At 60.5% G+C, this 20,623-nt stretch carries 18 protein-coding genes; 7 read left to right on the forward strand and 11 right to left on the reverse strand.

Translation table 11 applies throughout. From position 1 onward, the window contains the following. Positions 1-40: 40 nt before the first annotated feature. From PMI03_RS28035 to PMI03_RS28060, 6 genes are all read right to left on the reverse strand, one after another. Positions 41-736, reverse strand: coding sequence for a GntR family transcriptional regulator (locus PMI03_RS28035; protein WP_007702066.1), 696 nt, complete (start codon positions 734-736; stop codon positions 41-43). Positions 737-931: 195 nt separating this feature from the next. Then, on the reverse strand, positions 932-2,899 hold the full coding sequence (locus PMI03_RS28040) for a glycoside hydrolase family 3 N-terminal domain-containing protein (protein ID WP_007702071.1): 1,968 nt from the start codon (positions 2,897-2,899) through the stop codon (positions 932-934). 179 nt (positions 2,900-3,078) lie between these two features. Further along, on the reverse strand, positions 3,079-3,816 hold the full coding sequence (gene queE, locus PMI03_RS28045) for a 7-carboxy-7-deazaguanine synthase QueE (protein ID WP_007702074.1): 738 nt from the start codon (positions 3,814-3,816) through the stop codon (positions 3,079-3,081). Further along, a complete protein-coding gene (gene queD, locus PMI03_RS28050; RefSeq protein ID WP_007702079.1) occupies positions 3,813-4,169 on the reverse strand; it encodes a 6-carboxytetrahydropterin synthase QueD in 357 nt (118 codons plus the stop codon). Before queD ends, queE begins: the two co-directional genes overlap by 4 nt. Beyond that, entirely contained in the window at positions 4,169-4,879 is a 711-nt protein-coding gene (gene queC, locus PMI03_RS28055) for a 7-cyano-7-deazaguanine synthase QueC (RefSeq protein ID WP_007702082.1), read from the reverse strand. The genes queD and queC overlap by 1 nt, the downstream gene beginning before the upstream one ends. A gap of 168 nt (positions 4,880-5,047) precedes the next feature. Continuing rightward, complete coding sequence (locus PMI03_RS28060; protein WP_007702085.1) at positions 5,048-6,829, reverse strand: hybrid sensor histidine kinase/response regulator; 1,782 nt, start codon at positions 6,827-6,829, stop codon at positions 5,048-5,050. Positions 6,830-6,959: 130 nt separating this feature from the next. Here PMI03_RS28060 and PMI03_RS28065 point away from each other — a divergent pair, with 130 nt between their 5' ends. The 4 genes from PMI03_RS28065 to PMI03_RS28080 all read left to right on the forward strand — a co-directional run bounded on the left by PMI03_RS28065 (position 6,960) and on the right by PMI03_RS28080 (position 10,639). After that, entirely contained in the window at positions 6,960-7,619 is a 660-nt protein-coding gene (locus PMI03_RS28065) for a response regulator transcription factor (protein WP_007702087.1), read from the forward strand. A 221-nt stretch (positions 7,620-7,840) separates the two neighbouring features. After that, entirely contained in the window at positions 7,841-8,458 is a 618-nt protein-coding gene (locus tag PMI03_RS28070) for a LysE family translocator (RefSeq protein WP_007702090.1), read from the forward strand. A 70-nt stretch (positions 8,459-8,528) separates the two neighbouring features. Next, positions 8,529-9,392 (forward strand): DUF1194 domain-containing protein, encoded by an 864-nt coding sequence (locus PMI03_RS28075; protein ID WP_309574491.1) that lies wholly within the window; start codon positions 8,529-8,531, stop codon positions 9,390-9,392. Positions 9,393-9,541: 149 nt separating this feature from the next. After that, positions 9,542-10,639 (forward strand): branched-chain amino acid aminotransferase, encoded by a 1,098-nt coding sequence (locus tag PMI03_RS28080; protein ID WP_007702095.1) that lies wholly within the window; start codon positions 9,542-9,544, stop codon positions 10,637-10,639. A gap of 126 nt (positions 10,640-10,765) precedes the next feature. Here the strand turns inward: PMI03_RS28080 and PMI03_RS28085 are convergent, their stop codons facing one another. The 4 genes from PMI03_RS28085 to PMI03_RS28100 form a co-directional block, all read right to left on the reverse strand. Continuing rightward, the gene (locus PMI03_RS28085) at positions 10,766-11,167 is read right to left on the reverse strand and encodes a type II toxin-antitoxin system VapC family toxin (RefSeq protein ID WP_007702098.1); all 402 of its coding nucleotides are present in this window, start codon (positions 11,165-11,167) and stop codon (positions 10,766-10,768) included. Beyond that, entirely contained in the window at positions 11,167-11,403 is a 237-nt protein-coding gene (gene vapB / locus PMI03_RS28090; protein WP_007702100.1) for a type II toxin-antitoxin system VapB family antitoxin, read from the reverse strand. Before vapB ends, PMI03_RS28085 begins: the two co-directional genes overlap by 1 nt. Before the next feature lie 171 nt (positions 11,404-11,574). Continuing rightward, the gene (locus tag PMI03_RS28095; RefSeq protein ID WP_007702102.1) at positions 11,575-14,031 is read right to left on the reverse strand and encodes a beta-glucosidase; all 2,457 of its coding nucleotides are present in this window, start codon (positions 14,029-14,031) and stop codon (positions 11,575-11,577) included. 74 nt (positions 14,032-14,105) lie between these two features. After that, complete coding sequence (locus PMI03_RS28100) at positions 14,106-15,389, reverse strand: MFS transporter (RefSeq protein ID WP_007702104.1); 1,284 nt, start codon at positions 15,387-15,389, stop codon at positions 14,106-14,108. Between the two features lie 126 nt (positions 15,390-15,515). Here PMI03_RS28100 and PMI03_RS28105 point away from each other — a divergent pair, with 126 nt between their 5' ends. Beyond that, positions 15,516-16,166, forward strand: a complete 651-nt coding sequence (locus PMI03_RS28105) for a TetR/AcrR family transcriptional regulator (RefSeq protein ID WP_007702107.1) — start codon at positions 15,516-15,518, stop codon at positions 16,164-16,166. Between the two features lie 21 nt (positions 16,167-16,187). Here PMI03_RS28105 and PMI03_RS28110 read toward each other — a convergent pair whose 3' ends face one another. Next, a complete protein-coding gene (locus PMI03_RS28110) occupies positions 16,188-16,862 on the reverse strand; it encodes an FCD domain-containing protein (RefSeq protein ID WP_007702111.1) in 675 nt (224 codons plus the stop codon). A gap of 370 nt (positions 16,863-17,232) precedes the next feature. Here PMI03_RS28110 and PMI03_RS28115 point away from each other — a divergent pair, with 370 nt between their 5' ends. Beyond that, positions 17,233-18,810, forward strand: coding sequence for a carboxylesterase/lipase family protein (locus PMI03_RS28115; RefSeq protein ID WP_007702114.1), 1,578 nt, complete (start codon positions 17,233-17,235; stop codon positions 18,808-18,810). 76 nt (positions 18,811-18,886) lie between these two features. After that, the gene (locus PMI03_RS28120) at positions 18,887-20,587 is read left to right on the forward strand and encodes a carboxylesterase family protein (RefSeq protein WP_309574492.1); all 1,701 of its coding nucleotides are present in this window, start codon (positions 18,887-18,889) and stop codon (positions 20,585-20,587) included. The last annotated feature ends 36 nt before the right edge of the window (positions 20,588-20,623 follow it).

Here is a 20,623-nt window from a genome sequence, read left to right on the forward strand (position 1 = left end):
ATTCAGGGAAATATCTTGCGGGAACACAGCCCGCGACCGATCAGTCGATCGATTGTTGCCCGGACAGAACCGCCTCGGCAATGGCGCTGGCGCTGGCGACATGATCCATTGCCGCCTGATAGGCCCCCGGCCCATCGCCGCGGCGAATGGCATCGACGATACGGGCCATTTGTGCCGGACCCTGGACGCCACGGTTCTCCGTCTTGATCGTCATCGAACGCAGATGATTGATGCGAACGGTCAGGAGGTTGACGACCCCCCAGGCGACATGCCGATCGACCATGCTGAACAGCGTCTGATAGAAGGACGAGGTATGCGCGAGCACGCCCGGCATATCCTTGTCCTGATAGCTGCTGCGGATGTCCTGCAGTGATTTGTCCAGGGCATCGGCGATTGCGGGATTGCCCTGTTCGGCGCAAAGGCGTGCGGCCATGCCTTCAAGTGCACCCCGGATCTCATAGATCTGCTTTGCCTCGCCAAGGTCAAGCAGCGCGACGATCGGCCCCTTGTTCGGCAGATTGGCAACAAGGCCTTCCGACTCGAGGTGGCGCAGAACTTCGCGGACGATCGTACGGCTGACACCCAATTGAGCGCAGAGATCACGCTCCACCAGACGGTCGCCCGGGCGAAAATATCCGTTGACTATCGCTTCGCGCACCTTGTCGAGCGCCAGCTCGCGCAAGGTTTTCGCCGGACGCTCCACCCGAATTGCCGCGCCCCGCAAATCATCATTCATGCCTGCACCCCGGTCTCGAAGACATCACCTTTTGTCACGATCATTGGCCGTCATCATGAGGCCGCCGTTCGTAAGCCGTATTATGGCGTACCAAGATACTTAACCGTGAGATGCCGCCAATGCAACTATGGCTCTCCCGGACGCGATCAAAGACCCATAATCGCGCGGCCTCTGATCCAGTTCATGGCGCTTCTATCAATAGGCCAGCCCGTAGCCTATCGGATAGAGCGGATGAAGCGTGTCGTGCGGGACGTCCGGCTTTTGCGCCAGCACCTCCGCCATAGAGGAGGGAAGCTCGAAAGGCAGCTTTCCTTCCGCCTTCTGCTTTCCTTCGATCACATCGAACAAGGCCTCGTCGCTGGCACCGAAATTGCCGAGGATGGCGCTAGCCTGGTCGCGAATGCCGGTGAGGATCGCCGGCCGCGCCAGATAGACGGTTACGATGGTCGGAACCTCTTTGGCCGCACTCTTGAAGGCTTCGAAGTCTGCATTGCCGTCCTTGAAATCGAGGTCGCCTTCCTGATGCCGGGAGCCGAAGAAATAGTTCATATGCGGCTGCTGATAGGGTGCATTTAGCCGCACCAGCGCGAAGTCGGCCTCGCGGGCGGTCGCAACGACCATAAAGCCGCGGGCGGATGCCACCTTCGGATCGACGCCATAGAGGAATACCTTCTTGCCGTCCTTCACCGGCAGAAGCTTGGCCTTGTTGTCGAGCAGCACCATAGCGCGGGCCTGCGCAGCGGTTGCCTCGGCTGCGAAGGTCGGGTTGCCGACGATCGCGCGGGCCTTTTGCGGATCGACATAAGGGTTTTCAAACAGGCCCTGTTCGAACTTCTGGATCAGGATCCGGGTCGCCGACTGATCGAGACGCTGCTCACTGATCTTCTTTTCTTTCACCGCTTTAACCAGAAGATCCGAGGAGGTCACGCCGCCGAACTGGTCGACGCCGGCATTGACGGCCTTGGCAAAACGATCGACGCGGCTCAGATCCTCGACACCCCAGGGCATGCCGAAGGTCTCCTCGTTCAGGGTCGGCTTCACGCCCGGCTTTTCGCCGTCGAGGCAGACATCCTTGCAATCGTTGCTGATCAGCCAGTCGCTGAGGACGACGCCATCGAAACCGTAATGACCGCGCAAGAGGTCAGTCAGAAGCTGCTTGCTGTATCCCGCGCCGACTGGTTCCAGCGGCTTGCCGTCGATGGTAACGCCGTCGAGGATCGAATAGGTGGGCATGACGCCGCCGACCTTGGCCTTGAAGGCTCCCTCGAAGGGGATCAGATGCTCGGCGAAATCATTTCCGGGGAAAGTGGCGTGCCGGCCATAGGCATTGTGGCTGTCATAGCCGTCTTTCGCCGCGCCATAGCCGACCCAGTGCTTGGCGACGGCGATAACGCTGTCGCGTTTGATACCGTCCTCGCCGTTCTGGAAACCGGCCACATAGGCTTCGGCCATGGTCTTGGCGATCTGCGCATCCTCACCGAAGGTGCCGTTGATGCGCGGCCAGCGAGGTTCGCTGGCGAGATCGATCTGGGGAGACAGAGCTTCCTGAATGCCGACAGCGCGATATTCCTGGCGGGCAATGTCGCCAAACCGCCGCACCAGCGCGGCATCGCCAATGGCCGCAAATCCTAGCGTTTCCGGCCATTTGGAGAAGCCGCCTGACGACACGCTGGCACCGAGTACGAACTGGAAATGATTGCGCGGATCAGTGCTTATGGTGGCGGGAATGCCGAGACGGCCGGCCTCGGCGATCTCCTGCAGCTTGTTGTTCTCTCCGGCCAGAACAGCGGGATCGCCACCTAGCCGGGTGATGAAGGTAACGACTTTCCGCCGGTCGATCATGTCCCGGGCTCGGTCGAGATCATACTCGGAGCCGACGCCCATGCCGGCACCAGCGCCGACGGATGGCGCCGTGCCATGCATCATCAGGCCGGCCTTTTCCTCGAGTGTCATCTGCTTGACGAGATCGGCAGCGCGCTCGGCAGCCGGCAGGCGCCAATCCTCATAGGGATCGAGCTTGCCGTTGCGATTGAGGTCCTTGAACGAAAGCCCGTCCGACGCCAGCGTCTTGGCCGCATGGGCCGAGAGCGCAGGCTGCTCTGCCGCATGGACCGCAAAGGCAATCGATGATCCGATGGCGCAAATAGCGATGAATTGTTTCAAGCATCCCTCCCGTCAATGATTGTCAATGATTCTTGTCGGCATCTCATCCGTAGATGTGCTCCAACATGACATCCCGTGAGCTGTCACGGCAACGTGGAATGACGCTTCATCCCCAGGGCGCGTTTCGAATATCCTATCCAAGCATGAACGCCGTGCCCCGATGGCACACGCGTAGAAGGTCAGACGCCGCGTTTGTTGCCCCAGAGCAGGACGTGCAATTGCGGCAAAACGCGCGCCTCGAACCACCGGTCGGCAGTCACCTTGTCCACGAGCCAAAGCATCCTGTCCATGATCCCGTCAATGTCGATCCTCGCATCGTCCGCGTCGGGCGGTGGCGGCGTATGGTTGCCGGGCTGGAGATAGACCGGCAGATGCGGATAACGGGCGGCGGCTTCTCGCGCATAGGCATAGTCGTGGTCGTCAAACACGACGATCTTCAGCGCCACCTGCGGCCTGTTCGCCGCCAAGCGCAGACAGTCGTCGAATACGGCCCAATCGGTCGCCATACCGCTCGATGGTGGCTTCGGGCTCAACACGAGAGTATCGAGATCGGCGAACCAGCCCTTGGCGACGCTCCCCTGTGTTTCCAGCGCGAAGCTATAGCCTTCGCCATGACCACGGGCGATCAGCGGCCCAAGCGGCTGGATTGCCGGATTGCCGCCAGACAACGAGACCGTCAGCGGTCTGCCGCCGGAAAGCCGGATCACATCTTGCCAGATCTCGTCGACCGACATCGGCTGCCACTGATCGCGATAGTCGCTATCGACCGCATGCAGCGTATCGCACCAGGAACAGCGATAATCGCAGCCACCGGTCCGCACGAAGACAGTCGGCAGGCCAATCAATATGCCCTCGCCCTGGATCGTCGGCCCGAATATCTCGCTGATGCGGATCCGGGCCTCGCGTGCCTCGCTCATGGCCGGTATTCCGCCCATGTCTTCGGCGTTTCGCTGACGCGTACCGCCGAGGTCTCGGGCAGCATCGCCTTGCACCAGTCATAGAAATGCTTGGCCAGACATTCCGAGGTGACACGGCCGTGACCGAGGACGTCGTTGAGATGACGATGATCGAAATTGCCGTCGATATAGCGCTTCAGGGGTGCGAGCTCATGATAGTCACGCACGAAGCCATTGGCATCGAGCTCGGCGGACGAAAGCTCGACCTCGACGATATAATTGTGCCCATGCATGCGGGCGCATTGATGATCATCGGCCAGATGCGTGAGCTGATGCGAGGCGGAAAAGTGGAATTCCTTGGTGATGCGAAACATCACTTCACCTCTTGGGCCGAAAAGCCAGATGTCGCCGTCACCCAGAAATCCGGATCCTCATAGTCCGTCGGATCCTCGACGCCGGCGAGATGAAAGGCCTCGCGCCGTTCGACACAGGTGCCGCAGCGGCCGCAATGGCGCTCACCGCCCTTGTAGCAGGACCATGTCTCGGCAAAGGGTGTCTTGTGGCGGGCGCCGTCCGTCACAATGTCAGCCTTGGAGGTCATGACAAAGGGCGCGTAGAGCGAAACGCTGGCATAGCCGTCCAGCGCCTGGTTCTGCATCTGCTGAAAGGCGTCGATGAAACCGGGCCGGCAATCCGGGTAGATGAAGTGATCGCCGCCATGAACGGCGACGGCAACCGCATCCGCCTTCTGCGCGGCGGCAAGACCAAAGGCGATCGCCAGCATGATGGCATTGCGGTTGGGCACGACCGTCGCCTTCATCGTTTCCTCGGCATAATGCCCATCCGGCACATCGACGTCGTCTGTGAGCGCCGAGCCGGTCAGATGCTTGCCGATGGTGGTGATGTCGATGATCTCATGCGGCACGCCAAGGCGCTTGGCGCAGGCGGCGGCGAAATCCAGCTCCTTGCGGTGCCGTTGGCCGTAGTCGAACGAGACGAGGCCGATAAGCTGATGTTCCGCGGCGACCTTGTGGGCGAGCGAAACGGAGTCCAGTCCGCCGGAGCAGACGACGATGGTCTTCATAATCTATGATCCCTTGTTTTGACCGGGTGGGCTGCGACCGGATACCTGAGCTTTTCAAAAGCTGCGGGAGCGCTCACTACCAGCAGAAGCCCCGCGAAGCAAGCGGATCGATCACCCGGAAGAAATACACGGTCGCCCGCAGCACCGGCATCAGCCGCGCGGAATAAATCAGCCTTTGCTCGACCCTCCACGACTGTCCAGCGGCTGCAGAGAACATAATTCGGTGATTGCTTGCAGCATCTGTTCGGCATCGACGGGCTTGTGCAGTAGCAGGTGGCCGCTTTCGGTGACCTGCCGCAGGCGGGCCGGCGAGGTATCGCCGGTCAAGATGATCGCCGGCAAACGACGTCCGGCATGGGTACGAACCTCTTCGATCGCCTCGATGCCGGTCGTACCGGCTTCCAGCCGATAATCGGTGATGACGAGATCGATGGGTGCTGTGCCATCCGGCGACGCCTCGGCATGGGCAAGACATGCCTCCGCCGCCGAGCGCCCGGCATAGACCCTGTAACCAAGGGTTTCGAGCAGCAAGCTGATCGCATCAAGCGCATCGCGTTCGTCGTCGATCACGGCAATCGCGAGTGCGCTCTCAGTTATGATCCTGCTATTGTCAGTCCTTGCCTCAGAAGTAACAGAAGCGGCAACGGGCACAGTGAGGGCGAATAGGGAGCCACGCCCCTCCGTGGAGACCAGACGCAACGGATGGCCGAGAAGCTGGGCGGTTCGCCGCACGATCGCCAGACCCAACCCGAGGCCCTGCGTGCGGTCGCGCTCCGGATTGTGCAGCTGCACGAACTCCTCGAAGATCGCCTTTTGCTGATCGGCGGGGATGCCTGCGCCGGTATCCCAGACCTGGATTTCGACCGAAGCGCCACGGCGGCGACAGCCAAGCAGAACCCGCCCCTTTGTGCTGTATCGAAATGCGTTCGAAACCAAATTATCGAGAATGCGCTTGAGCATGATCGGGTCGCTATCGACCGAGAGTGTGCTGTCCACCGTTCGCCACCCAAGGCCGCGCTCCCCGGCGGCATTCGCGAACTCATCACGAAGCTCGGCGAAAAGCCTGTTCAGCGAGACTGGCTCCTTCGTCACCGTGACGACGCCGGCATCGAGACGGGAAATGTCGAGTAGGGCGTTCAGCAAGCCGCTGAGATTGCCGACGACGGCTTTGGCCTTGGCCGCCAGTTCGCGCGCGGTACGGGAGGCCACATCGCCGCGCTGCCCAAGGATTGCCAGCGTCGACACCAACAGGCTCAAGGCATGGGTCGGCTGGCGCAAATCGTGGCTCGCCGCCGCCAGGAAACGGGTTTTCGACCGATCGGCCGTCTGGGCGCGGTCGCGTTCCTCCTGCAGGCTCACGACCAGTTCCTCGTTTTCCAGCCGTAGCGCGACGGTTTCGCGGAGCATGCGGTAGGTGATGCGGCAATAGTAGATGTTGATGAACACCATGGAGACGAGCAGAAACAGAAAGGCGCCGGACATGTCGCTGCCGCTGAGGATGCACCGCAGGGCGATCGGTATCACCGTGATGATGATCGAGCCGATCAGTGCCGGTGGGAAAGCCGATAGCGACGGCACCGTGCCGCAAACAAGTCCCGTCAGCACGATAACCGTAAAGGAAAGCACGACAGGCTCTTCGGGAAGAAAGCCGACCCACCCCATCGCGCCCCACAGAAGAGCCGAGATCCAGGAAAACGCTGCTGCGAGCCAAGCCCACCACGCGATCGACCCCGGCTCTCGCTCACGGCTGAAGAAGCTGCGGGAGGCAAGTACACGTATGGCGGTCAGCAGATACAGGCCACCAAGCCAGCCGAGAAGCCAAGTGGAGGAAACGGCTGTTCTCAGAATATAGGCGGCCGCCAGAGAAATGACGATGTTGGAGACGACCACGCCATAGGAATTTCGATACAGGAGCTCGACCAAAGCCTGGCGTATCTTGCCGTCCTGCATGGGATCCCTCCAGTTCGCCGAACAAAGGCTTGAAAACAACCTTTCCCGGTAGGGTTGATTTATCGGTAACCTGTTTCAAATAAATTAGCGATTAAAGAATTTAAGCCGCGCATCCATAAGTGGTATCCAGATGAATCGCCCCTTTACCGCCATCATAGCCGACGACCACGCCATCGTGCGCGAAGGGTTGAAGCTGCTGATCTCGGCCATGACGAATGTGTCGATCGTTGCCGAGGCGGCCAATGGCGACACGTTGCTCGATCTCGTGCGCAGCACCCGCGCCGACCTACTGATCCTCGATCTCGGCATGCCGGGCGTCGCCGGGATCCAGTTCATCTCCGACATACGGGCACTGGCGCCGCGCATGAAGATCCTGGTGCTGACGGCGAATATCGAACCGAGGACGGTGCGGGCCGCGCTTGATGCCGGCGCGAACGGCTATCTGACCAAGGACGGCGACCCCGAGGAGCTCGATACGGCCATCGATGCCGTGAAGAGCGGCAAGACCTATCTGGCGAAATCGATCCGGTTTGCGGTCGCCGATCCGGAACGTCTGGGCAAGATGCCGGTCACCGGTGAGATCGTATCGCCCATTCCGCTGACATTGCGGGAGCGGCAGGTCCTGCTTCTGTCGGCACAGGGGCAGACTTCCAGGCAGATGGCGGAACGTCTCGGCATCAGCCCGCTGACGGCGCGCAAGCACCGGGAGAACCTGATGCGCAAGCTCAATCTTCACAGCACGGCCGAGGTCACGGCCTATGCCGTCCGCCTTGGATTGCCCGCTGGTTAAAGCATGCATGCGCGCTTCCCTGGACGGCTTGCGCCCGAATATCGTCCCCTTGACCAGCCCACCATAATCAGCCTCCACCCGCGCTGAAATACGACAGGCGTCGTATATGTCTCGGCACGCACAAGGCGTATCTCTTCCGATGAGCGGCAACCCATACGGGTCCATCCGCTTCGAACCGCTCCATGTGAGGAGAGCGGTCTTCAAAAAACGGAGGATGCGCCATGCTTTCATTGGAATACTGGACTTCGTTCGCCTTTGCGACGCTTGTCTTTGCCTGTATGCCCGGACCGGCCATTGTCTACATGACCGCGCAGACGCTAGCGCATGGCCGTCGCGCCGGATTGATGGCAGCACTTGGCGTGCATCTCGGTTGCTATGTTCATATCGCCGCTGCGGCCATCGGCCTTGCTGCTCTCCTCGATCAGGCCCCAACGGTCTACGCGGTCATGAAATTCGCCGGCGCGGCCTATCTCGTCTGGCTGGGCGTGACGATGCTCCTTGGCCGGCACGAAAGTGGCGGCGAAACTGCCGACCACAAGCCCGCCGTCCTGCGTGACAGCATGGTCGTCGAGATCCTCAATCCGAAGACCGCGCTCTTCTTTCTGACGTTCCTGCCGCAATTCGTCGATCCTGTCGCCGCAATACCGGTCTGGACGCAGTTCCTCGTCCTCGGCGCGGTCGTCAACATCATCTTCTCGGCAGCCGACATCGCCGCTGTCGGCCTCGCCTCGCTGACGCTCGGACGGCTTACCGGCGGCGGTCTCGGGAGGCTCGTGCCGAGAACATGCGGCTCCATTCTCATCGTGCTTGGCGTCACGCTCGTACAGCGACATGGCTGATCAACAAGGAGAAAGAGACATGATCTGGTGGCAACACATCTCCCGGTCGAGGGGCGCATGCTCACCCGCCATGGATACAAGACACCGCCACCCTTGGCGGCTGGGTCTATCGACTCTCGTCGGCGTATTGGCTCTGCTTATTCCTGCCATATCCTCTTTCGCGGCCAGCCCCGATCCGCGAACGGTCGACGCGGCCATCGTGCTGGCCGTCGACAAATCCTCCTCGATCGATCCAGCCACGGCCGATTTTCAGCGCAATGGTCATGCCACCGCCCTTCGTTCCAAAGAAGTTCTGTCCGCGATCGAGGGCGGGATGACGGGCTGCATTGCAGTCACCTATGTCGAATGGGCAGGCGTCGGCGACCTGGACACAGTCCTGCCATGGACGAAACTATGCAGCCGCTCGGATCTGGAGGCTGCTGCGGACGCTATCCTTCATAGCAGCAATGCAGGTTTGAAGCGGCAGGGGCGCGGCGGGACCTCGCTGTCCTTTGCCATCGACATCAGCAGCTTCCTGCTCGAACGCTGGCCGGGACACGCCACGAGGAAGATCATCGACATATCCTCGAACGGCACCAACAATGACGGCCTGCCGGTCGAGCAAAGCCGCGACGCGGCCATGAAAAAGGGCTACGTGATCAACGTCATCGCCGTTGCCCGCAGCGAACCGGGAGTTACTGCCGATCTCCCCGGCTATTTCCGGCAGCAGGTCATCGGCGGCCCGAGATCCTTCGTGATTGTCCCGGACAGGATCGAGGATTATGCGGTCGCGATCCGTCGAAAGCTCGTGCTTGAGATCGCCGGTATAATGCCGCAGCGCCTCGGAATGGATATCCGGCCCGCTCTCGATCGCATCCATATTGCCGGAAACGAGAGGCCAATACATCAGAGCAGATCGATGCTCCAATTATCCGCCACGAGCAGAAAATACTAGAAATGGCGAAAAATGGGATGAAGAACGCGAAAACTTTCATTTGAACAAATATAAAAGCAAACAAATGCCACTCGATTTAGGCTAAACCAGCCTGCAGGAGCGAGCGGGGAATCGGCCCGCCACGAATGAGGAACAGACAGGAATAGACGATGAGTGACAGCGGCCCGCAGACCCTGGTATTTGAGAGAAATTCGAACCCCGTTCCGGCCAGCGAGCGCGAAGCGCTGCTCCAGAACCCAGGTTTCGGTCGTGTCTTCACCGATCACATGGCGACGATCCGCTATTCCGAGGGCCGCGGCTGGCATGACGGAAAGATCGAGGCGCGCAAGCCGTTCAATCTCGATCCGGCGACGCTGGTATTCCACTATGGCCAGGAAATCTTCGAGGGCATGAAGGCCTATCGCCTGCCTGACGGCGGCGCCACGCTCTTCCGTCCCGACGCCAATGCGCGACGCTTTCGCAACTCCGCGACGCGACTGGCGATGGCGCCGCTGCCGGAGGAGCTCTTCCTCGATTCCGTGCGAGAATTGGTCAAGATCGATCGGGACTGGATACCGACGACCGATGGCGCTGCACTCTATCTGCGGCCGTTCATGATCGCGACCGAAAGCCTGCTCGGCGTAAAGCCTTCCTCCGACTATATTTATTGCGTCATTGCCTCCTCCGTTGGCGCCTACTTCAAGGGCGGCGCATCGGCCGTGACGATCTGGCTGTCCGAGAATTATACGCGCGCCGCCCCTGGCGGCACCGGCGAAGCCAAGTGCGGCGGCAACTATGCGGCAAGCCTTTCCGCGCAGGCGGAAGCGACCCAAGAAGGCTGCGACCAGGTCGTCTTCCTCGACGCGGTGGAGCGTCGTTTCATCGAGGAACTCGGCGGCATGAATGTCTTCTTCGTCTTCGATGACGGCTCGCTCCAGACCCCGCCGCTGACCGGCACGATCCTACCGGGCATCACCCGCGATTCCCTGATCATACTGGCGCGCGAGCTCGGCCTCACCGTACGCGAGGAGCCCTATGCGATCGACCAGTGGCAGGCGGATGCAGCCAGCGGCCGGCTGCGCGAAGCCTTCGCCTGCGGCACAGCTGCGGTGGTGACTCCGATCGGCAAGCTCAAGGGCCGCAAGCACAATTTCACCATTGGCGACGGCGGCGCCGGTCCGGTGACCACGCGCCTGAAGGCGGCACTCCTCGACATTCAAAACGGACGTGCGCCCGACAAGCACGGCTGGCTGGAGCGGTTGTTCTAGGCTGTTTCCAAGTCTGAAATGAGCCGTGTGTCATGATCGCAATGCCGATGAAGGCATGGATCTGAGATGACTAAAGGGGACGATGGTTCCCTTTAGTCGGCGCTGCCGTAAGCAGCGAACGCAGCCTCAGGTATCCAGCCAGTTTTCGATTTTGAGGTTGGGATAGGCCATGAAGTCCCGTGTGTTGTTGGTAACAAGCACCGTATTCAAGGCAATGGCGTGTGATGCGATCAGCTTGTCCAGATGGTCTTTCTTGCGCTCTCGCGTTGCCATGCGTACTGGGCCATAAGCGCGGGCAGCGGCGATATCGAACGGCTCTACCGCAATGAGGGTCACCAAGGCATCAAGGTTGCCGCGCTCCCGTTCCGGGGCATCAGACGCGGCAACACCGTAATCCAGCTCCGCGAAGGTAATGGCCGACATCACCACGTCACCGACGTAGCAAGCGGCAAAACGACGAGCGACTTGCTCGGGCTGGTTCTTCATCAGATAGATGCACATATTCGTATCGAGCATATAGCGCGGCATCAGATCTTCTCGCGCTCGTCCTGCTCTTGGTCACCCCTGCCCTCGCTCATGAAATTGGGGGAAAAGCGTGCGAAAACATCCATGACGCCGGCCAACGACTGGCGGACAGGACGAATGCGGATTTCATCGCCTACCCGCTCAATCTCCAGCTCCATGTCCGTGCGCTCATAGGCAATCTCTGCCGGGATGCGTACGGCTTGGGAATTGCCGTTCTTGAATGCCTTGGTCATCTGCATAGCGGGATGCTCCCATGTGTGTACATGGATGTACCATAGCGCATCGGCCTGGAAATGTACATCCCAGGTATGTACATTAAGAGAGCAATCGCCAGGCCCTGTCCCACTCACTTCGCGGATCGCGCCGCCTCCTTCTAAGATAGGCGGCGCGGCTCATATTGAATGCTTGCGCTACGGCTCCATCACATGATCGACCGGCAAGTGAATACTTACGCTTGCCCGGATATCGATGGCGCTGGCCGCCACGATCAGCTCGTACTTGCCCGCATCCGCCCGGAAACGACCGGCCTCGACATCGAAGTAAGCCAGATCTCGGGGAATGACCTTCAGCACCGCCGTACCGGTCGCGCCCGGATCCAGCTTGAGCTTCGCAAAGGCACGCAGTTCCTTGAACGGCCGCTCGACCCTGGCATGGGGAGAACGAACATAGAGCTGCACAACGTCCGATCCCGCCCTGTCGCCGATATTGGTGACATCGACCGTTACTGTAAGTCCATCCGGACCCATTTCCGTTCCCGAGAGTTGCGGGGCAACCCAGGTAAAGCGGGTGTAGCCGAGACCGAAGCCAAAGGGGAAGAGTGGCTCGATCTCTCTTGTATCGTGATGGCGATAGCCGACGAAGATCCCTTCCGCGTAGCGCACATGACCGTCCTGGCCGGGATAGATCGACGGATCGCCGGTGATGGCGGAATTATCAATGAGCGCCTTCGGGAAGGTCTGCGGCAAGCGGCCGGCAGGCTCGACGTCACCGAAGAGAACATCTGCGAGCGCATTGCCGAGTTCCTGGCCGGGATACCACATCTGCAGCACCGCGCGCACCTTGCCAAGCCATGGCATTTCGATGGGACCACCCGTTTGCAACACCACGACCACGTTGGGATTGGCTTCGGCGACCGCCTCGATCAGCTCCTCCTGGCGACCCGGCAGGCGCATGTCGGGCAAATCCAGACCTTCGGTGTCCCACTCGCCCTCGCGGCCGACGAGGAGCAGTACGATATCGGACTTGCGGGCGGTTTCGACCGCCTCCGCAATCCCGGCATCGCCGAGCGGCTTTTCGACACCGAAGCGGAGCGCACATATGTTGATGCCGTCCAGGCTGGCCTTCGGCGCCTCATATTCGACCACAACCCGGTAGCGGCGTCCGGCCTCAAGCGTTACCGCCCGACGCTGCTCGCTGTTCGCGGTTCCAAAGAAGTTCTCACCCTTCGTCCAACCGTCATAGCCATCGACCACCAGTTCGCCGTCCACATACAAGCGGGCAAGCCCAGCATTGGTCATGCCGAAGATGTGTTCACCGGTTTCCTGCGGTACGAAGGTCGCCGTCATGCGCGCCGAAAAATCGGCGATATCAAGGTCGCCGGACGGAAGATCGAACCAGAAGAATTCGCCCTTTTCGACGGTCTCGACATGGAGCGGACGGCTCTCGAAGCCGCGTCCCTTGAAGTATTCCACCGTCATCTCGCCGCTGAAGACGTCGATGAGCCGGTTGTTGTTACAGCCGGCCGCATGGCGGAGGCTGTTGGCGTTGGACAGCGCCGCGCGAATGCCCTCAAGCGGGCTCACCGTATAATGCGCGGCAATCCGCGCGCTTCCTCCGCCCATGACGCGTGCGGAAGCCGCATTGGGGCCGATGACGGCGATCTGGTCGAAGGACGATTTGGCAAGCGGCAGCACTCCGTCATTCTTCAGGAGTACAGCACCCTCCGCACCGAGCTGGCGGATGAGCGCACGATCTTCCGGCAGATCAAGCGCGTTTTCGGTGAGATCAGGCGCCTTTTCAAAGGCGCCGACGCGTTCGAGCAGAAGGAGAATGCGCCGTGCCGAAGCGCGCACGGTCTCGGCCTTTACCTTGCCTTCCCGGACTGCGGCGACCAGCTTTTCGCCGCGATCCCGCCAAGGCCCCGGCATCTCCAGATCGAGCCCGGCATTGATGGTTTCAGCCGTCGAGTGCGAGCCGAACCAGTCGGACATGACCACGCCGTCGAAGCCCCATTCCTCGCGCAGGACTTTCGTCAGCAGCCAGGGATTTTCGCTCGTATAGGTGCCGTTGAGCTTGTTGTAGGAGGACATGACGGCCTTCACGCCGGCCTTCTTCACCGCCTCCTCGAAAGGCGGCAGATAGATTTCGCGCAGCGTCCGCTCATCGACATCGGAGGACATGGTCTGCCGCTCGATCTCGGACTCGTTGGCGACGAAGTGCTTGATCGTTGCCGCCACGCCCTGGCTCTGCACGCCCTTGATATAGGCGACGGCGCAGGCGGCCGTCAGCGCCGGATCTTCCGAATAGCATTCGAAGTTACGGCCGTTAAGGCCGGAACGGTGGATGTTAACGGTCGGCGCCAGAAGCACCGACGCGCCCTTGCTCTTGGCCTGTCCGCCGAGCGCCACGCCGGCCCGCTCTATGAGCGCCGGATCCCAGGTCGCTCCAAGCGCGATTGCAACCGGGAAGCAGGCAGACTTAACGCCGCCGACCAGCGACCCACCGCCGCGTGCGCCATTGGGGCCGTCGGTGACCTTGATCTTCGGCACACCGAGCCGCTCGATTGCAACGGTCGTCCAGAAATCGGCGCCTGAGAGCAGCGACACCTGCTCCTCCAGTGTCATCTTGTCGAGAATATCGTCGATCATAGGGAATCCTCTCATCTTAACCCGGTCCTGTCGGGACCATCAGGCAGGCGTTGCCGCCCGAAATATTGATCTTGTCAGCGCGCGCCGCGAACCGGCACGATCGCCAGCGCGCCAAGGAAGGCGCTGACCGCCGCCACAGCATAGAGCAGCGTGTAATTCTGTCCCGAGCCGATAGCGAGCACGATCGGCGCGATGGCCGGCGCGATCGATTGCGGAACCGCATTGGCGATGTTGAGCACGCCGAGGTTCTTTGCCGCATTCGTTTCGCGATCCGGCAGGATATCCACGACCAACGCCTGGTCCACGGCATAATACACGCCAAAGCCGAGCGAGGAGATGGCGACGCCGACGAAGAACATGGTGAGGTCGGGCGCCATCATGATCACGGCGATGCCAAGTGCATAGGTGGCGGCGGCGGCAAAGACAAAGGGTTTGCGGCGGCCTGTCCGATCGGACAGATAGCCGGACACAATCGAGGAGGCGACGACACAGCAGGTGGTGATCAGGATCGAGAAGAACATAGTCTGGCCGATGCCGGCCTCCGCGACCCCGAGCTGGTCGGTGAGATAATAGACCTGATAGGAGGTCAGCACTGCAAAGCCGAAGAACACCAGGAAGCGGCTGAGCCAGGCATAGCCGAAATCACGATACTTGACCGGATTGACCCAGAAGCTCGCCGCCAATTCGCCCAACAGGTTGCCTCTGGGTGCCGGCTCATTGTCGGTGGGGCGATCATCCAGCAGCAGGGCGAAGCCGATAATCGTGACGAGGCCGATCGCGGTCGGCACCAGGAACATGGCGTTGCTGCCAGTTCCCGTCAGCGATACGACGGCACTGCCGATCAGCAAGGCGACATAGACCGACATGCCGGCAAGCGCCGATATCATCCCCCGCTGCTGTTCCGGCACCTGATCGGGCACGACGGCAACCAGAGCCGCAAGCATCGCATTGTAGGCGACCTGCACGGCACACCAGGCAATACCTATCATCAGGAGGCTCGAGGAATAGGCAATCACGAGCTGAGCAAGGCTGCCCACGATGACGCCGCCGATGAGCCACGGCCGGCGGCGGCCGAAGCGAGAGCGCGTACGGTCGGAAAGCTGCCCGAATATCGGATTGGCGAACAGAGCAAACAGGGCACCGCTACCGAGAATCGCACCGAGGCTGGCGCCTTTGCCGACTGGATCGAGCGCGCTCACGCGAATAGCAAGGGTGACGGCAATCGGCGTCATCACGGCAATGAAGAAACCGAGATTGGCGAGCGCAAAGCCGGCGATAAACGGAATGCCGACAGCCTTGCTCGGAGCGCCCGGTTGATGGGCATCCGTATTGCCGAGGCTGGCATGTACAATGGTCATGAGATATCCTCCACTCTTAAACCTACTGAGTAATCGGTCTTTTTAAAGAGTCAAGAGATGTGTACTGACAGGTTGGCCGGGCCATGCAAATCGCTGTAGAACGGAACGAAATCGGGGGAAGAGAGAATGACCGTCGGACCGGGCATCGAAACTCAAGGTAAAGGCATACGGCGGCGGAACTCCGCCAAGGGCGCTTCACGGCGCGAGGCGATCCTTGCCGCCGCCATGCACCGTTTCTCCAGGGACGGCTACCAGAGCGCCGCCATCGCGGATGTCGCCAAGGATGTCGGCCTGTCCCTTCCCGGCCTGCTGCATCATTTTCCGACCAAGGTGGATCTGCTGCTGGCGATCCTCGACAAACGGGATCTCGAAAGTTCGGTCGCGATCGATGTCGGTCAGGCGAATTGGCACGCTTTCCTGCTCGGCTTGATCCAGATCGCGAAATACAACACCAGCATCCCGGAGGTCGTCCGCGCCTTTGCGATCCTCAATGCCGAAAGCCTGACGCAGAACCATCCGGCAAAGGCCTGGTTCAGCGATCGCGCACAGCAGTTGCAAGCGAATATCGCGTCGAAACTCGAAAATGGCGTCCTGCGGGGCGAAGTGAAGCGGGATGTCGACTGTCCGGCGATCGCCGCCGAGGTGATCGCCATGATGGACGGCCTGCAGATGCTCTGGCTGCGCGATCCGACCTCCTTTGACATGGTCGGCGCCATAGCCGGCTATATCGGCCGCCTGATAATGGACCTCCAAGCTTCACCTGCCACGCAGGTTTAGCGCCGTGGATGCCGACGCATCTCATTTCCTGTCGGCATGCAATGTGAACCGGCGGTAGCCGTTCATGACATGAGCGCGCATCACGTCCCCGGCGCGCATCGGATCGCGCGTCGCCAAGGCATCGACAATCGCCTCGTGCTCAGCCTGGGAGACCTCACGGCCCGAGGCACTCGAAAAATTCCGCCGCCGCAACAGATGCATACGGTCGACCACCCGTCGATAGAATTCCAGCAGCGTGGCATTGGCGGCCATTTCGACAATGCGGTCATGGAACGCGATATTCATCGGGAAAGACTGCGCGCCCTCCTCATGCTCCGGCAACTCGGCAAGACGAACGAGCCAGATGCGCAGCTCGGCAATGTCCGCATCCGTGATACGGGCCGCCAGGAGCCGTCCGGACATCTCGTCAAGCGTTGCCCGCAACTCATAGAGCTCTCGCGCTTCTGGCTCGCCTATCTCGCGCACGAAGACGCCGCGATTCTTTTCCAGCTTCACGAGACCGACCTCCACCAGAGCCCGGAATGCCTCGCGGACAGGTCCACGGCTGACCTTGAACCGTTGTGCGAAGGTGATCTCGTTCAGCTTGTCGCCGCCGGCAAGCTCGCCGGCCTTGATCTGCCGAAGTATTTCCTCACGCACGAGATCGGAAACCGAGTGAGTCTGGAGAATCTGAAGTGCGTCGATGGATGCGTTCATACCGGCTCTTCTACCTCAAATTCACGGTTATCGCCTTGACTTTTAGGGTGACCCCGCCACTATTCCCTCATATTGTCAATTGTCGACAATAAACACACATTCGCAAAATGTAGAGGCTTTGCTGACGGTCGGGGAGGATTGCGCAAAGTCAAAATGATTGCCGACATCGCAAATATCTGGGGGTGTCGGCTGCTTTCGTGCTCGCGGCGAAAGTCCGCATGTACATCTGCCCGGAAGGTCTGGTGATGGAGGCTAGGCCAAAACAATTCCTATGAACGTCAAGGAGCGACGCCCGGCCTGATGTTCGGCTCTGCGGCCGGCCTATTTCGAGCGCGCCCCATCGATCCGGATCAATCCATGGAGGAGTGCAATGATTCGAAGAATTATCAAGAATTCAAGACGTGCCGTACAGGCAGCGGCAGCCCTCACTGTGTTGTTGGCTGGCGGGCAGGCGCTGGCAGCTGAGGTATCGTCGCCCGATGGTATCTATATCGGCACCAACGCCAAAGGATTACATCTTTATCAGGGCATTCCCTATGCCAAGCCACCTGTCGGCAAGCTGCGCTGGGCCGCACCTGAGCCCATCGACAAGATGACAACACCCTTCCGTGCCGACAAATCCGGCAACGAATGTGTGCAACTGGCGACATTCTGGCGCCCCGGCAAGCCGGCAAGCTGGACCGAGGACTGCCTCAATCTCACCGTCTACACGCCGGCGACAGGCGGCTCCGATCTGCCTGTGATGGTGGGTTTTCATGGCGGCGGCTGGGTGAACGGCTCCAAGACCGACTGGGATCCGAAAGAACTGGCGCGTGCCGGCTATGTCGCGGTGACGGTGAACTATCGCCTCGGCGCGCTCGGCTATCTGGCGCTTCCCGAATTTGACAGCGAATCCCGGGACAAGCAGAGCAGCGGCAATTATGGCGATCTCGACAAGATCGAGGCTCTGCGTTGGATTCACAAGAACATCAAAGCCTTCGGCGGCAATCCGGATCAGGTGACCATTGGTGGTCAATCGGCGGGTGCAGGCTCTGTCTGCTGGATCCTTGCCTCGCCGGCGGCGAAAGAACTGATCCAGGGTGCCGTTATCGAGAGCATCCGCGATTGTGCCAATATACCGAAGTCCGACGCGCTGGCCTCGGGCGAGAGTTTCATCAAGACGATCGGCTGCGCCGACGACAAGGATCGTGCGGCCTGCCTTCGCAGCAGAAGCCCGGCTGAGATCCTCGATGCGCAGAAGGCTTCGAGCGCGACGTGGCGGCCGACCTCCGGCGGGTGGGCGCAGCCGCAACCGGCCCTGGAGGCCTATCGCAGCGGCAACTTCATCCGGATCCCGGTGATCTTCGGCAACAACCGGCACGAGACCCGCGCCTTTACCTATGAGGCGAACGACCTCACCAACCAGCCGGTGACCAAGGAGGATTACGAGGGGTATGTGCGCAAAACCTATTCCGGCAGGGCTGATGACGTATTGAAGACCTATGCTTCCGTCGAAGCCCGTAGTCCCGGCGAGGCGATGGCCAATGTCAGCACGGACGCCGGCTGGGCCTGCCCGACCACGGGCGTGGTACAGGCGCTGTCGAAATGGGTGCCCACTTATGTCTATGAATTTCGCGACGAGACAGCGCCGATCCGCCCCTATATGACGGTGCCGGCATCATTCGAGATTGGCAGCGCCCATTCCTCGGAGCTCCCCTTTGTCTGGGGATCCGACGTCATGACGCCGCTGACATCAAAGCAGCAGAAACTTTCAAAGCTGATGACCGGCTACTGGACCAGTCTCGCCAGCAAGAAAGGCATCCCCGGCAGCGGCCTGCCTACATGGCCGGCCTATGGCGCCCAATCGCCGCAACGCCTGCTTTTCCTGCCGGGCGGAGAGACCAGCCTGATCTCGGAGGAGCAGTATCAGCGGGATCATCACTGCGGTCTGTTCACCCCGCACGGCTAACCGGCCATCTCTGTCCGTCATCACGGGATGAGCAATATTGAACCGCCATTTCTGCACATCGAGGAGAGTGCTAATGATGTCGCTTATAAGAATTTCATATGCCGCCGCCCTGGCAATCGGGCTGGCGGTCGGAGTGATTCATATGCCGGACTGGGCACAGGCTGCCTCTTCAAAAGCTAGCGTCGACACCGTTACCGTCGAAGGGGGCAAGGTCAAAGGGGTGGCCACCGACATTTCCGGCGTCCAGGTTTTCAAGGGAATTCCGTTTGCCGGCCCCACAAGCGGCGACAATCGCTTTCGCGCACCGCAACCGGTCGTCCCCTGGGAGGGGGTGAAGCTTGCCGATCAATGGGGAGACCAGGCGCTTCAGGATATTCACACCAATCCGGTCGGGGCCTTCTGGGGAGACGAGTTTTATTTCGACCCCGCCTTCCTGCCGAAAGCTAGCGAAAACGGGCTGAACCTGAACGTATGGACCCCGGCAAAGAGTGCCGGCGACAAATTGCCGGTCTATGTCTGGATCCATGGTGGCGCCAATCACCACGGTTACGCTTCGGAAATGGAGTTCTATGCGTCGAAGCTGGCGGCGAAGGGCATTGTTGTCGTATCGGTTCAGTATCGGGTCGGCGCGCTCGGCTTCCTGGCGCTGAAGGAACTCTCAGACGAAAGCCCGCAGCACGTCTCCGGCAATTATGCGACGCTTGATCTGGTCAAGGCGCTGCATTGGGTGAAGGACAACATTGCCGGCTTTGGCGGAGACCCATCGAAGGTGACCATTGGCGGCCAGTCGGCGGGCGCGCGCAATACGACAATGCTGCTGCGCACGCCCTTGGCCAAGGGTCTGTTCCGCCGCGCGGTCATCGAGAGCGGCTCATCCGGCTTCATGCCGGTGCCGATGATGGATCTGAAGGAGCGGGAAGCCGTTGACGCCAAGGCCATGGAAACGGTCTTCGGAAAGCCGACGAGCCTTGCCGACCTTCGCGCCATTCCTGCCGACACGATCGTCACGCAGACCATGTCGGATGGCAAAACGCTGCTCTACGATGCCCTGCACGGCGCGATCAACAAGACGTCGCAGTACACGCTGGACGGCTATGTCTTCACCAAGAATTCGATAGACCTTCTGAAACCCGATGCATTGAACGGCCACGACATCATGATCGGCGGTACGTCGGACGAATATACCTCGCTTGAGGGCGGGCCTGACAAGACGCTAGCGCCGGAGGATTTTGCCAAGGCGATCCAGACGATCGGCTATGACGACGCCTGGAAAGAAGTCTATCGTCCCTCGAATGACCAGGACGCCTATCGCCTGTGGCTTCGGGCGCGTGCCGACTATAATCTCCAGAACTTCATCGTCTCGGCGGAATATGCCAAGGCGCACAACAAGGATTTCAACGTCTATACGTTCTACTTCAATCACGCACCGCCCGGCCGCAACTCGGAATTCTACGGCTCCTTCCACTCCTCGGATCTCTGGTATTTCTTCAATTCGATGCGGGACGTGCCGGGACAGCGGAAATGGACCGGCGCCGATTACAGAATGGCCGACACCATGTCGTCCTACCTCGTCAATTTCGTGAAAACGGGCAATCCCAATGGCGACGGGCTGCCGCGGTGGCAGCAGACAACGGTCAGCGACAAGGGCGCTTTCATGCGCTTCCGCGATGGCTATGCCTACCCCGTGACACAGACGCCTTATCCGGAACGGGATGCGCTGAACCGGCAGACCGCCTTACGTAAGGCAAAGCTGACCGAGGCCGCGCTGGCACGGTAGCGTTCATTTTCCACCGGCATGTCGGGTGTTCTGTCC

The organism is Rhizobium sp. AP16, assembly GCF_000281735.1.
Taxonomy (GTDB): Bacteria; Pseudomonadota; Alphaproteobacteria; order Rhizobiales; family Rhizobiaceae; genus Rhizobium; species Rhizobium rhizogenes.